Source organism: Mesoflavibacter sp. CH_XMU1422-2 (genome assembly GCF_037029245.1).
GTDB classification, from domain to species: Bacteria; Bacteroidota; Bacteroidia; order Flavobacteriales; family Flavobacteriaceae; genus Mesoflavibacter; species Mesoflavibacter zeaxanthinifaciens.
Genome location: NZ_JAYMEE010000005.1, coordinates 113,323 through 125,967, shown reverse-complemented (window position 1 = coordinate 125,967; position 12,645 = coordinate 113,323). Strand labels below are relative to the sequence as shown.

The window sequence follows — 12,645 nt, the reverse complement described above, 5'->3', positions numbered from 1 at the left end:
TGGCAAAAAAAGATATAGCGTAAAGCCTGACCTTTAGGGCACGCCAAAAAATTGAAATTACAAAAAATGAAAGATTTACAACAAATTATTGAAACTGCTTGGGATAACCGAGAGCTTTTAACCGAGACATCAACTATTAAAGCAATTAGAAAAGTGATAGCGCTTTTAGATGAAGGTACACTTCGTGTTGCTGAACCTACTACAGATGGTTGGCAAGTTAACGAATGGGTAAAAAAAGCAGTTGTTTTATACTTCCCGATACAAAAAATGGAAACTTTAGAGGTTGGTATTTTTGAATATCATGATAAAATCCCTTTAAAAACTGGTTATAAAGAAAAAGGAATTAGAGTTGTACCTCATGCTGTGGCACGTCATGGCGCATATATTTCTGCAGGTACTATTTTAATGCCTAGTTATGTAAATATTGGCGCTTATGTAGACGAAGGTACTATGGTAGATACTTGGGCTACTGTTGGTAGTTGTGCGCAAATTGGTAAAAACGTACATCTTTCTGGTGGTGTTGGTATTGGTGGTGTTTTAGAACCTTTACAAGCTGCTCCTGTAATTATTGAAGATGGTGCTTTTATTGGTAGTAGATGTATTGTTGTAGAAGGTGTTAGAGTTGGTAAAGAAGCTGTTTTAGGTGCAAATGTTGTTTTAACTATGAGTACTAAAATTATTGATGTTAATGGTGATAAACCTGTTGAAATGAAAGGCTATATACCAGAACGTTCTGTAGTAATCCCTGGAAGTTATACTAAAGAGTTTACTGCTGGAAGTTACAACGTACCTTGCGCTTTAATTATTGGTAAGCGTAAAGAAAGTACGAACAAAAAAACATCGCTTAACGATGCGTTACGCGAATATGATGTGGCTGTTTAAATGAAAATATTAATCATACAACAGAAAATGATTGGTGATGTGTTAACAAGCAGTATTCTGTTTGAGGCACTTAGAGAAAAATATCCTAACGCTCAATTGGATTATTTAATTAATTCTCATACCTACCCTGTTGTACAAGAAAATCCTTTTATTAGCGATTTTGTATTTATTACCCCCGAAATTGAAAACAGTAAGTTTAAGTTTTATAAATTTCTAAAATATATTAAGCATCAAAAATATGATGTAGTAATAGATGTTTATGGAAAAACAAGTAGTAATTTAATCAGCGTATTTTCTGGTGCAAAAATTAGAATAGCATATTATAAAAAACACACTTCGTTTTTATATTCACACACATTAAAAAGAAGCAAAAAACCTTCATCCAATGTTAGTTTAGCAATAGAAAACAGACTAAGATTATTAAAGTTTTTGCATATAGACTTTAAAACCTATAAACCAAAAATAACGCTTTTAGAATCTGAAAAAAAAACAGCTAAACTTTATTTGCAAAACAACGGAATCGTTTTTTCAAAACCATTATACATGATAAGTGTTTTGGGAAGTAACCCTAATAAAACTTATCCATCTAAATATATGTCTAAAGTTTTAGATATTATTATCCAAAACAAACCTGACGCTCAAATTTTATTTAATTACATTCCTAAACAAGCAGAACATGCAAGAGCAATTTTAGAAGCTTGCAAACCAAAAACAAAACAACAAATTTATTTTAATGTTTTTGTTAAAAACCTAAGAGATTTTTTAGCAATTACATCATTTTGTAAAGCTATGATAGGCAACGAAGGTGGTGCTATCAATATGGCTAAAGCTTTAGATATTAAAACATTTACAATATTTTCTCCTGGTTTAAATAAACAAAATTGGTTTGGACACGAAGAAACTAATAAACATATTGCAATACATTTAGCAGACTATATTAATTTAGAAGATAAAGATTATATTAGTGCTAAAGCCAATCCTAAAGAAGCTTATTTGAAATTAAAACCTGCTTTTTTTATAGATGAGTTAAACTTATTTATAAACAACTTAAATAATGAACTATAAATTTTTAATATATATATCTTACAGTTATGCTGTACCCATTGGTAACCCTCTTGAAAAAGAAATAAAAAAACAAGGCTATACTATTAAATGGTTTAGTGATTTAGATGATGGTAAAAATGCTTTAAGTGACAAAAATGATGTAATAAAACATATTAAAGATGTTATTAATTATCAACCTGACATTGTTTTAACTGCAACAGATAATGTCCCAGATTTTATTTCTGGTCTAAAAGTACAAGTGTTTCATGGATTTTTAACTTACAAAAGGCCCGAAAAATCTAATATAGAAGCTCACTTTAGAATAAGAGGTTTCTTTGATTTATATTGTACTCAAGGTCCTTCTTCGACTCAAGGTTTTTTAAAACAACAAAAAAGACATCCTCATTTTGAAGTTTTAGAAACAGGATGGTCAAAAGTAGACCCTTTATTTCCTCTACAAGACATAAGGAAAACAGAAAAAAAACCAATTATTTTAATTGCTTCAACTTTTACAGAAAGATTAAGTTTAGCTTACAGAGATGATGTTTTTGATAAAATAAAAGAATTATCCTTAGGGAACAATTTTATATTTAAAATGGTATTGCATCCAAAAATACCTAAAGAGATTAAAGAAAAATGGAATCGTTTAGATAATGATAATTTTAAATTTTATAACACAACAAATTTAATTCCTTTATTTAAAGAATCTGACATACTATTTGCTGATACGACATCTGCTATTCAAGAATATTTATTACAAATCAAACCTGTTGTTACCTTTAATCATACCTTTAATCATAATTATTTGATAAACATTAACGATGTTAGCCAAATAGAAAGTGCTTTTGTTAAGGCTTTAAAATATCCTAAGGCTTTAATTAATGAAGTAGAGGACTTTGTAAATCAGCTTCATCCTTATTTTGACGGAAAATCTAGCGAAAGAATTATTAATGCAAGTATTTTTCAACTAACAAGAGATAAAAGTTATTTAAAAAACAAGCCATTAAATTTAATCAGAAAGCTTAAAATGAGAAAACGTTTAGGTCATTTTACATTAAAAAGCTATAATAAACCCTACACAAAATAAATTTTTACTTAATAATACCAAACTTAGTAAATGTACTTTTATTAGATTTTGTTTGCTTTCTTATCTCTTTATTAATAATTATTGCCTCTTCATTTTTATATGGTCTTTCATGATGCAAATGAACACATATTAAGCTATACCTGGCTTGAATTGGTATAATACCCAAGTTAATTAATCGTTCGCCCATTTCTCTATCTTCACCTCCGTACTTCATTCTCTCATCAAAACCGTTTACTTTTAAGATATCTTTTTTCCATCCAGAAGTGTTCATTCCATCCCAAGTAGCTTTAGTTGTTGTAAAAGTGTTTAAAAACCACTCTTTAAAACCAAAAGAAGTAAGTTTATTAATTTTAAAATTAATCTTCAAGCCTTTAGACAACAACCAGTCTTTATCAAAGCATCTCTGTTCTATGATATCTTCATGGCTAATAGCTTTAGAAATATGCTTTGGAAGTTTAAAATATCCACCTGATAAAAAACAATTTTCTTTTCTTAATTCTAAATGTTTTTTTACAAAATCTGACCTTGGGATACAATCTCCATCAGTAAAAATCAAATAATCAGAGTCAACAACTTTAATTGCTTTATTAAGTATTTTCGTTTTATTAAACCCATTATCTTCTTGCCATACGTGTTTTACAGATATATTTGATAATGATTTAAATTGATCTATTACTAATTTAGTTTCTTCTTTAGATCCATCATCAGCTATTATGATTTCAAAATCAGATTCTATTTGCTGTTCGAATCCTTGAAGCACTTTTTTTAGCCATTTAGGCTGATTATAAGTGCTAATAACTACAGAAGATTTAGGTTTTTTCATTTTGACAAATGTAGTATTTTTACATTTAATTAAAGTAGCTAAAAATGGTTAAAATTTCGGGAGTAGTAATAACTTATAATGAAGAAAAACATATTGACGCTTTAATTAAAAACTTAAATTTTGTAGATGAAATTCTTGTTATTGACTCTTTTAGCACTGATAATACAGCTGAAATTTTAAAAAATCACCCTTCTGTAAGTTTCATTCAACATAGATTTAAAAATTTTGCTTCTCAAAGAAACTATGCAATTTCTAAAGCTTGCGGTGAATGGATTCTGTTTTTAGATGCTGATGAAAGAATCTCTACTGATTTAAGAAATGAAATATTAACAATAATAAACAAACCAAGTCAACCAGTTGCTTATAAAATCCCTAGAAAATTTTATATAAATAAAAAACCTATCAACTTTAGTGGTTTACAAACAGACTATATTTTTAGGCTATTTAAAAAAGGTAAAGCTTTTTATGACGAAAACAAATATGTCCACGAACAACTTAACTTTTCAGGTGATTTTGGATTATTAAATGCTTATATTAAGCATTATACCTACAAAAATTTTAGTGATTACAAAAACAAAACAATTTTTTATGCTAATTTGAAAGCTAAAGAGTTGGTAGATTCAAAAAAACAATTTTCTTATTTTAAACTTATTCTAAAACCTCTTTACAAATTTTTTTATAATTATATTTTTAGATTAGGTTTTTTAGATGGAAAACAAGGCTTTATAATTTGTTATCTTAACGCTTATGGTGTTTATATTCGATATAAAAAATTAAAAGACTTAACATCTTAATTTTTCCAAAATTTAATTTTCTTCTTTAGTTTTCTTTTGTTGTGAAATTTTCTTTGAAATAAAACAGTCTCATTCCACATATTTTTAAAAACTCTTTCATAATTAAATCCAGAACATTTAGCATATTCATCACTCATAATTTCAACCATAAATTTATGAGTAGTTAATCTATTAAAATTTTTAATTCTCTCTTCAAATGAAAGCTTTTTAAATTTCATTCTGTTTAAGTCTACTAAATAAAACTTATAATCATTATCTAACCTTTTTATTAAAGTATTACCAGGAGAATGATCTAAAAATAAAATATTCTTTTCATGCAATTCATATGTAAATCTTGTAAAGGCTCTTAAAATATTTTCGTAATCTGGTATATTAAAATCTTTTGTTAGGTCCCTATAAGTATAATCACAATCTAACTGTTTACTTACATAAAAACTTTTTTTAAATAAAAAAAGGGTTGTAAACTCATAAAATGCTATGGGCTCTGGTGTACCTATTTTTAAATGGTTTAATTTATTGGCATATATAAATGATCTTTGCGCCTTACTTTTTCTAAAAAATTTATAGGTTATTTGATTTATTAGATTGGGTATTTTAAATGATTTGATATTAATTATTGTACCGTCTAAATCAAATAACTTTATAGTATTTCTATCTGCTTTTCCAAACAGCTTTCCTTTAGTCTCAAAAACAGCAATAAACTTAGAGACCTGTTCTTTCTTATTTTCGTATTTTTTATTAAAAACTTTATACATATTGCAATATTACAATTAGTTTTATTTTTTATTTAAAAAAAATACAATTAACTACATTTTTAATTACTTTGCACAAAAAGAATTTAATGCCTAATATTTTTTTAGAATCTCATAATATAAAAAATTTAAATTTTGGTTTTGGACAGTTTAATTATCATTTAATTCAAGGGATTTATAAGCAAAACCCAAAAGATTTTAAGATTACGCTTCATGCAAAAAATATAAATAAATTAGAAAGTGAATTTGGTGATTTTTTTGACTACAAAAAGTATTATTCTTTTAGACGTTATAAATCTTTTGCTATTAGAAAAAAATTTAATTTATGGCATAGTTTAAATCAAAATTTAAAAATTGAACCTTATCATAACATTCCATATTTACTTACTGTACACGACGTTAATTTTATTGATGAAGTTTCTAGTAAACTAGATCACCCACGCAATATTAGGTTTCAAGAAAAACTAAATAGAAGTCATGCTATAACTTACATTTCAAATTTCTCTAAAACTTCAACACATAAACATTTTAAAGTTCCTAATGTACCAGAGTATGTTATTTACAATGGTAATACCATTAAACAAATTATAGATTTTAAAGATTATAAACCACAAATTGTTTTTAGAAAACCTTTTTTATTTAGTATTGGAGAGTTTACTATACGTAAAAACTTTCATTCGTTAATAGAGATGTTAAATTTTTTACCTGACTATAATTTAATTTTATCTGGTAATAACAATACGGCTTACACAAAAGAAATAATATTACCTCTTATAAAAAAATACAAACTTAACAAAAGAGTTATTATAACAGGAAAAATATCTGAGAAAGACAAGCAATATTATATGTCACATTGCCAAGCTTTTGTTTTTCCTTCTTTACGTGAAGGTTTTGGTATACCTCCTATAGAAGCTATGCGATTTGGCAAACCTGTGTTTTTATCTAACCTTACATCTTTACCAGAAATTGGTGGCAAACACGCCTTTTATTGGGATAATTATGATCCAGAATACATGGCTAATATTGTTAAAAATGGTCTGTCTTTTTTTAAATTAAATAAAACTGAATTACAAAAAAAATATATTACACACGCAAAATCTTTTAACTGGGACAATGCAGCTAAAGCTTATATAGAAGTTTATCAAAGTTTACTTAAATAAATGCTTAAAATATTGACCTAGATTTTTTGCTACTATATAAATACTAGAGGGTATTATTTTGTTTATATCAAGATTCTTTTTTAATTCATAAATATTTTCTCCTTCACAAAACTCTAAATATTTCCATTTTTCTGGTTCTATATAAAAAAAATCTTCTCTTTCTTTATAGTTGGATTTATTTGTAGTTCGCCATTTTTCAATAAACCCTTTTTTATCTTTCATGTCTGTATTATGTCCCCAATTATCAAACTTAAACAATAATTCTTCTTCATCTCTAGCTATGCTTTCATGTAATAACAAGTTTTTTGTATAGATAATACGCTTTCTTGTTACTCTAGCTACTTTATAATTTGGATAATTTGTTGCCACAACAGCTTTTGTTGGCTTTTTTACATATAAAACACCACCATCTGTATACTTATATAAATTAAGAGAATATAAAGCTATTTGAATATTGTTTTCTTTAGGTTTTTTTAAAAATCTATCATATTTTTTTAAATCTTTAACAAACTTTTCAAAATCTAAAAAATATTCATCACTATCTATTTGTATTAGCCAATTGCCTATCCCCATTTTTAATGAAAGCATGTGGCGCTCTCTATTATCATTTTCTATTGCTTTTAAATTTGGATCGTAAAAATCGTCTCTGTACAATGTAATTTTATTATCAATATCAAAGTTTTCTAACCAATTAAAAAAAGAATCATCTACTTTAAAAGTTTCTCCAGACCAAGTTCTTAAATCTTTATCTATTGCAATAAATATGTGATCTGCTGCTTTGTAAACAGGTGGTATTGATTTTTTTAATTTTTCATAGTCATATGACAATAAAAAGCCAACATGTATTTTTTTCATCATTAAGATAATTATAAAACAAATATATAAACTTAAGGTAGTAAATTTAAGTAATTTGCTAATTTTACAGTTTTAATTTAAATTTAAAAATGACTCAAAAAATTTGTTTAATAAGTTTTGACCATTGGGATTATGATTACCATATTGTTAACGAATTAAATAACCAAGGATTTGAAAGTTACCATATTAAAATATCCAACTACAAACACCTTAGTATTAAAGATAAAATCACAAATGCTTTTAGTAAGTTATTTCTAAAAAAAAACTTAAAAAAAATAAGAAGACAAGAGGCTATAATTAAACAGCTTGATAGGCTTGGTTTTCAAGATCAAATTTTAATCATTAACCCAGAATTGGTAGATTACAAATATCATCTAGAAATAAAAAAAAGAACCAAATCATACAAAGCTTATCTTTATGACAGTGTAAAAAGAAACCCTATTAACCATTTATTAGATGGTATCTTTGATGAAATTTATAGCTTTGACAAATATGACATCGAGAAATATAATTTCAAAAAAGCATCAAATTATATATACTTACCTGTTCAATCAAAAAAATCAAAAATTGAATATGAAGTGTTGTTTGTTGGCTCATTAGATGAACGAATCTACAGTCTAATCAAATTGGGGGATTATTTAAAATCAAAAAAAATTTCTTTTAAGTTTATTGTAATTGGCAAAAGAAAGAAACTAAAAAAATTTAATTTATCAGAAGAAGAGCTTGACTTAATAGATTTTCAAGAAAAAAAAATAAATCAAGAACAACTTATTGAGTTTTATAAAAAATGCAATATAATTGTGGATCTTGTTAGAAAAAATCAAACAGGTTTAAGCTTTAGATTTTTTGAAGCTATGCCTTTACAGAAAAGAATTATCACTAATAACTTAAATGTAAAAAACTACTCCTTTTATAACACAAATAACATACTAATAATAGATGACGATAAAATACCTGATAGTTTTTTTGAAAATAAATTTGAAAAATTAAGTACTAAAATATACAATAACTACACTATTTCGTCATGGGTAAAAAGGATTTTTGATTTGAATTAGTAAAAAAATTTAAAATTACAAACAACATAAAAATGAAGCTATCTGTTGCGCTATGTACATTTAATGGAGAGATTTTTTTAAAAGAACAATTAGACTCTATACTTAACCAATCTATTAATATTGACGAAATTATTGTTTGTGATGATCAATCAACTGATAATACCAAACAAATATTAGAATCTTACAAAAAAGATAATCCTGACTTATTTAAAATTTATTATAATGAAAAAAATTTAAGAAGTAATAAAAATTTTGAAAAAGCAATAAAATTAACTTCTGGAGATTATATCTTTTTATCAGATCAAGATGATATTTGGAAAGAAAATAAAGTAGAAGAAACATTAGCTGTTTTCAAAAAAAACAAAGAAGCACTTGGAGTTTTTTCCAATGCAGATTTAATTGATGAGAATGGGAATTTAATATCAAAAAAAAAGTCTTTATGGGATAGTGTTCATTTTTTTGAAGAACACATACCAAAACCTATTGACTTGAATAAAATATTAATTTTTAGAGGTAATTTTTTAACTGGTGCTACACTATGTATAAAAAAGGACGTTAAAGAATTTTGTTTCCCTTTTAGGACTATAGAGAAAAAATTCCTTCATGATGAATGGTTTGCTTATATTTTATCAAAAAGAAAATCCTTATTTTACTCAACTAAAAAACTAATCTCTTATAGACTACATAGCAATCAACAGATTGGAGTTGGTACCTTAAACAAAAGGTCTTTTAAACCGACAAAGTATTATAAATTTATTTCTGGAATCGAAAAACCTAAATCATTCAAAGATTACAAAATTTTAACAAGAAATCTATTTAATCAATATGAAAAATATAAAAATTTAAACAGCAAACATCCTGTTTTTGCAGAAGACATTGAGAATAAACTACTTGAAACATATTTAGAAGCAGACATAAATATGAAAAAAAGTAACCCAATATTATATTTTTTTAGAAAAAGAAAAGACAAAAAGAAAGGTAAGAGACAATTAAACTAGCTCTAATAAGACAAATGCTAAAACAACTTAAAATAATTAAAACGTTAAAAGGTAATTTTTCTTTATTTGAATCGATAAAAATTTATTTTGCTTTAAAAAACCAAAAAGAAAAAGTATACCTAAGTAAAAGAAAACAAAACATATTTTTTCGAAAAGACACGAAAGATTACGAAACTTTTGAGGAAATTTTTATATCTAAAATTTATAATTTAGAGCTTACATTTAAACCCATCACTATTATTGATGCAGGTGCAAACACAGGTTTTGCCTCTTTATTTTTTAAATTTAAATATCCTTTATCAGAAATTGTTGCTTTAGAGATTGATAAAGGAAACCTTAAAATGATTAACAAAAATCTTAACAATCATAAACGAATAGAAATAATTAATAAAGGACTTTATAACAAATCTTCTTTTTTTAAAGTAGAAAACCCATACAATGCTACAAATAGTTTTGTCATCAAAGAAGTTAATAAAAACGAAAGCTTTGATATAGAATCCATCACTATAGATAAAATTCTAGAGCACAAAAAATGGAACACCATAGATATCTTAAAAATAGATATTGAAGGAGCTGAAAAAGAACTTTTTGAAAAAAATTATGAAAATTGGTTACCTAAAGTAAAAGTTATTTTTATAGAAACTCATGATAGAATGAAGCGTAATTGTGCCTATACTGTTTTTAGAACAATTTACAAGTATCAACAATTTATTCTATATACAACTACCGAAGGTACGCTTATTTTTTACAATACAGATTTAGTACGATTACCGTAATGCTAACCGAGATTACAAACACAATAAACCAACTAAAGAAAGGCAACACCATACTTTACCCAACAGATACGGTTTGGGGAATTGGTTGCGATGCTACAAATTTTGAAGCAGTAAAAAAAATCTATCAATTAAAACAGCGTGAAGCCTCTAAAGCATTAATATGCTTGGTTAGTGATTTAAAAATGTTAGAAAAATATATTCAAGAGGTACCAGAAGTTGCTTACCAAATAATAGAATTTAGTGACAAACCAACAACTATTATTTATGATAATCCAATTGGTTTAGCTACTAATCTAATTGCTGAAGACAACACGTTAGCTATTAGAATTCCAAAAGATGAATTCTGTCAAAAACTTATCCAACAATTTAGAAAACCCATCGTTTCTACCTCAGCAAATATTGCTGGAGAACCAACACCAAATTCCTTTAAAGAAATAACTCAAGCGGTTTTAAAAGGTGTGGATTATGTTGTAAATTTGCAAAACGAAAAAATTAACACCAAACCATCTACAATTATAAAATTGTCAAATAATGGTGAAGTAAAGATTATTCGTGAGTAAGACAAGCCACTAATTCACAAATATATTTTTGTAAATGAATAAACTGATTTATAAAGATGAAAGTTATGCTATAATAGGAGTGCTTTTTGAGGTATATAATAATCTTGGCAGTGGCTTCTCCGAGATTGTTTATAAAGATGCTTTAGAGTATGAATTTAAGCAGCAAAATATACCTTTTGAAAGAGAAAAAGAATACAAAGTAAACTACAAAAACATCACTTTAAAACATAAATTCTATGCAGATTTTGTTGTTTTTGATAAGATTATTTTAGAAATAAAAAGTGCCGAAAACATACATGATAAACATATATCACAATGTATTAATTACTTAAAAGTATCTGAAAACAAGTTAGCTATTTTAGCTAATTTTCATAAAGATTTTTTAGACCACAAAAGGATAGTTTTATAAAACATTCGTGTATTCGTGGCAAAAAATAATATTTAATGAATTACAAACAAGCACTACAAAACCCAATATTTAAAATAATCTCTCAAGCCTCTAAAAACCTTAACTTAGACAGTTATGTAATAGGTGGTTTTGTAAGAGATTTTATTTTAAAACGTGGTAATGCAAAAGATATAGATGTGGTAGCAATTGGTAGTGGTATAGCACTTGCAAAAGAAGTGTCTAAATTATTACCAAACAAACCAAAAGTTCAAGTATTTAAAACCTACGGAACAGCAATGCTACGGTATGAAGATATCGAAATAGAATTTGTTGGTGCACGTAAAGAATCCTACAACGAAGATAGTCGTAATCCTGTTGTAGAAAATGGTACGTTAGATGACGATCAAAACCGTCGTGATTTTACTATAAACGCATTAGCTTTAAATCTTTCTGAAGCTAATTTTGGAGACTTACTAGATCCATTTAACGGTATTGAAGATTTAGAAAAAAAAATCATACGTACGCCATTAAATCCAGATATCACTTATAGTGACGATCCATTGCGCATGATGCGCGCAATACGATTTGCTACACAATTAGATTTTAAAATCGAAAATCAATCGTTAAGAGCCATTTCTAAAAACAGCGAGCGCATTAAAATTATCACTAAAGAACGTATTGTAGTAGAACTAAATAAAATTTTAGAAAGTCCAACACCTTCAATAGGGTTTTTACTTCTTGAAAAAACTGGACTTTTACAAATAATTTTACCAGAATTAACCGCTTTAAAAGGTATTGACGAAAAAGAAGGACAACGTCACAAAGATAATTTTTATCACACTTTAGAAGTTGTTGATAATATCGCAAAACATACCGAAAATGTTTGGTTGCGTTGGGCTGCATTATTGCACGATATTGGTAAAGCACCAACAAAAAAGTTTAGCAAAAAAGTAGGTTGGACGTTTCATGGTCATGAATTTGAAGGTTCTAAAATGGCATATCACTTATTTAAGCGCTTAAAAATGCCTTTAAATGATAAGATGAAATACGTCCAAAAACTAGTCTTTATGAGCTCTAGACCAATTGTTTTAGCTCAGGACATCGTAACAGATTCGGCAGTTAGACGTTTATTATTTGATGCTGGAGATTATGTTGATGATTTAATGACGCTATGTGAAGCAGACATCACGACAAAAAATCCTAAAAAATTTAAAAAATATCATAACAACTTTAAAATTGTAAGAGAAAAATTAGTTGAAGTTGAAGAAAAAGACTCTGTAAGAAACTTTCAGCCACCAGTTTCTGGAGAAGAAATCATGGAGACTTTCAACTTAAAACCTTCAAGAGAAGTTGGATTAATTAAAGAAGCTATAAAAGAAGCAATTTTAGAAGGCGATATTCCAAACGATCACGAAGCAGCTTTCAAATTAATGCTTGAAAAAGGTAAAGCTTTAGGTTTAAAAACTTAATA

General features: G+C 26.8%; 14 protein-coding genes. 11 read left to right on the top strand and 3 right to left on the bottom strand.

The window, feature by feature from the left end; translation table 11 throughout:
- Positions 1–66 precede the first annotated feature (66 nt).
- Genes WA340_RS01715 through WA340_RS01705 form a run of 3 tightly spaced genes read left to right on the top strand, consistent with a single transcriptional unit; the run spans position 67 to position 3,013 of the window.
- Positions 67–882, top strand: coding sequence for a 2,3,4,5-tetrahydropyridine-2,6-dicarboxylate N-succinyltransferase (locus tag WA340_RS01715; RefSeq protein WP_336127029.1), 816 nt, complete (start codon positions 67–69; stop codon positions 880–882).
- Entirely contained in the window at positions 883–1,947 is a 1,065-nt protein-coding gene (locus WA340_RS01710; RefSeq protein ID WP_336127028.1) for a glycosyltransferase family 9 protein, read from the top strand. It abuts the gene before it with no gap.
- Entirely contained in the window at positions 1,937–3,013 is a 1,077-nt protein-coding gene (locus WA340_RS01705) for a CDP-glycerol glycerophosphotransferase family protein (protein WP_336127027.1), read from the top strand. Before WA340_RS01710 ends, WA340_RS01705 begins: the two co-directional genes overlap by 11 nt.
- 4 nt (positions 3,014–3,017) lie before the next feature.
- On the opposite strand, the gene WA340_RS01700 is transcribed toward WA340_RS01705, so the two are convergent.
- Complete coding sequence (locus WA340_RS01700) at positions 3,018–3,836, bottom strand: glycosyltransferase family 2 protein (protein ID WP_336127026.1); 819 nt, start codon at positions 3,834–3,836, stop codon at positions 3,018–3,020.
- Positions 3,837–3,880: 44 nt separating this feature from the next.
- On the opposite strand from WA340_RS01700, the gene WA340_RS01695 reads away from it, so the two are divergent.
- Entirely contained in the window at positions 3,881–4,630 is a 750-nt protein-coding gene (locus WA340_RS01695; protein WP_336127025.1) for a glycosyltransferase family 2 protein, read from the top strand.
- On the opposite strand, the gene WA340_RS01690 is transcribed toward WA340_RS01695, so the two are convergent.
- A complete protein-coding gene (locus WA340_RS01690) occupies positions 4,627–5,385 on the bottom strand; it encodes a lipopolysaccharide kinase InaA family protein (protein WP_336127024.1) in 759 nt (252 codons plus the stop codon). The genes WA340_RS01695 and WA340_RS01690 overlap by 4 nt on opposite strands.
- A gap of 86 nt (positions 5,386–5,471) precedes the next feature.
- On the opposite strand from WA340_RS01690, the gene WA340_RS01685 reads away from it, so the two are divergent.
- Positions 5,472–6,542, top strand: a complete 1,071-nt coding sequence (locus WA340_RS01685; RefSeq protein WP_336127023.1) for a glycosyltransferase family 4 protein — start codon at positions 5,472–5,474, stop codon at positions 6,540–6,542.
- Here WA340_RS01685 and WA340_RS01680 read toward each other — a convergent pair.
- Positions 6,531–7,400: a hypothetical protein gene (locus WA340_RS01680; protein ID WP_336127022.1), complete on the bottom strand. Its 870-nt coding sequence runs from the start codon at positions 7,398–7,400 to the stop codon at positions 6,531–6,533. The genes WA340_RS01685 and WA340_RS01680 overlap by 12 nt on opposite strands.
- Before the next feature lie 86 nt (positions 7,401–7,486).
- Here WA340_RS01680 and WA340_RS01675 point away from each other — a divergent pair, with 86 nt between their 5' ends.
- From WA340_RS01675 to WA340_RS01650, 6 genes are read left to right on the top strand one after another with little or no spacing between them, the layout of a single operon-like run.
- The gene (locus WA340_RS01675; RefSeq protein ID WP_336127021.1) at positions 7,487–8,452 is read left to right on the top strand and encodes a hypothetical protein; all 966 of its coding nucleotides are present in this window, start codon (positions 7,487–7,489) and stop codon (positions 8,450–8,452) included.
- Positions 8,453–8,484: 32 nt separating this feature from the next.
- The gene (locus tag WA340_RS01670; protein WP_336127020.1) at positions 8,485–9,450 is read left to right on the top strand and encodes a glycosyltransferase family 2 protein; all 966 of its coding nucleotides are present in this window, start codon (positions 8,485–8,487) and stop codon (positions 9,448–9,450) included.
- Between the two features lie 14 nt (positions 9,451–9,464).
- Entirely contained in the window at positions 9,465–10,226 is a 762-nt protein-coding gene (locus tag WA340_RS01665; RefSeq protein ID WP_304143165.1) for an FkbM family methyltransferase, read from the top strand.
- Positions 10,226–10,786, top strand: coding sequence for an L-threonylcarbamoyladenylate synthase (locus WA340_RS01660; RefSeq protein WP_304143163.1), 561 nt, complete (start codon positions 10,226–10,228; stop codon positions 10,784–10,786). The genes WA340_RS01665 and WA340_RS01660 overlap by 1 nt, the downstream gene beginning before the upstream one ends.
- A gap of 34 nt (positions 10,787–10,820) precedes the next feature.
- On the top strand, positions 10,821–11,195 hold the full coding sequence (locus tag WA340_RS01655) for a GxxExxY protein (protein WP_304143161.1): 375 nt from the start codon (positions 10,821–10,823) through the stop codon (positions 11,193–11,195).
- Between the two features lie 35 nt (positions 11,196–11,230).
- Positions 11,231–12,643, top strand: a complete 1,413-nt coding sequence (locus tag WA340_RS01650) for a CCA tRNA nucleotidyltransferase (protein ID WP_336127019.1) — start codon at positions 11,231–11,233, stop codon at positions 12,641–12,643.
- Positions 12,644–12,645 lie beyond the last annotated feature (2 nt).

Bases quoted from the DNA above. Each gene is read 5' to 3' on its own strand.
- WA340_RS01715 (WP_336127029.1), top strand. From the start codon at position 67: ATGAAAGATTTACAACAAATTATTGAAACTGCTTGGGATAACCGAGAG.
- WA340_RS01710 (WP_336127028.1), top strand. From the start codon at position 883: ATGAAAATATTAATCATACAACAGAAAATGATTGGTGATGTGTTAACA.
- WA340_RS01705 (WP_336127027.1), top strand. From the start codon at position 1,937: ATGAACTATAAATTTTTAATATATATATCTTACAGTTATGCTGTACCC.
- WA340_RS01700 (WP_336127026.1), bottom strand. From the start codon at position 3,836: ATGAAAAAACCTAAATCTTCTGTAGTTATTAGCACTTATAATCAGCCT.
- WA340_RS01695 (WP_336127025.1), top strand. From the start codon at position 3,881: ATGGTTAAAATTTCGGGAGTAGTAATAACTTATAATGAAGAAAAACAT.
- WA340_RS01690 (WP_336127024.1), bottom strand. From the start codon at position 5,385: ATGTATAAAGTTTTTAATAAAAAATACGAAAATAAGAAAGAACAGGTC.
- WA340_RS01685 (WP_336127023.1), top strand. From the start codon at position 5,472: ATGCCTAATATTTTTTTAGAATCTCATAATATAAAAAATTTAAATTTT.
- WA340_RS01680 (WP_336127022.1), bottom strand. From the start codon at position 7,400: ATGATGAAAAAAATACATGTTGGCTTTTTATTGTCATATGACTATGAA.
- WA340_RS01675 (WP_336127021.1), top strand. From the start codon at position 7,487: ATGACTCAAAAAATTTGTTTAATAAGTTTTGACCATTGGGATTATGAT.
- WA340_RS01670 (WP_336127020.1), top strand. From the start codon at position 8,485: ATGAAGCTATCTGTTGCGCTATGTACATTTAATGGAGAGATTTTTTTA.
- WA340_RS01665 (WP_304143165.1), top strand. From the start codon at position 9,465: ATGCTAAAACAACTTAAAATAATTAAAACGTTAAAAGGTAATTTTTCT.
- WA340_RS01660 (WP_304143163.1), top strand. From the start codon at position 10,226: ATGCTAACCGAGATTACAAACACAATAAACCAACTAAAGAAAGGCAAC.
- WA340_RS01655 (WP_304143161.1), top strand. From the start codon at position 10,821: ATGAATAAACTGATTTATAAAGATGAAAGTTATGCTATAATAGGAGTG.
- WA340_RS01650 (WP_336127019.1), top strand. From the start codon at position 11,231: ATGAATTACAAACAAGCACTACAAAACCCAATATTTAAAATAATCTCT.